Raw genomic sequence first — 423 nt, forward strand, 5'->3', positions numbered from 1 at the left:
GTCATGAAGCCTGCTTACCGAGCCAGCAAAGATGGCATCGATGCAACCCTCGGCCTGCCAGCGACGAAACGATCGATAGATACGCGTATAGTGAATTTCGGGGAGACCTTTTGCATTCCTCTCGATAGGCAACATCTTCCATTGACAGCCCATGTACAGCACCTGCAAGATGTAGTTGAAGGTCTTGTGCAAGGTCAGTGTAGGCCGTGGTCCGCGCCGACCCGTGCTCAGATGCGGCAAGACAAATTCTTCGAACTGCGCCTGGCTCAATTTCACGGGAATTACCTGCCAGCGTGGGTTTCCGGTCATGCGCTGCGTCCAGAAATCTGGACGTTATAGCTGATCTCGGGACCTGATCGGAAATCCAGTCCTCAGCGGCTCGCACGCAAATTCGATGGCATTGAAAAACTAGCAACCAGTTGG

1 protein-coding gene is annotated in these 423 nt (G+C 53.4%); it reads right to left on the minus strand.

Annotated features, from left to right (window positions below):
- On the minus strand, positions 1-309 hold a 309-nt coding region (locus tag AB3X89_RS40275; RefSeq protein WP_368588064.1), incomplete at its 3' end, for a transposase.
- Between the last annotated feature and the right edge of the window lie 114 nt (positions 310-423).

The sequence above is a fragment of the Paraburkholderia sp. BR14320 genome (assembly GCF_040948665.1).
Lineage (GTDB): Bacteria > Pseudomonadota > Gammaproteobacteria > Burkholderiales > Burkholderiaceae > Paraburkholderia > Paraburkholderia youngii.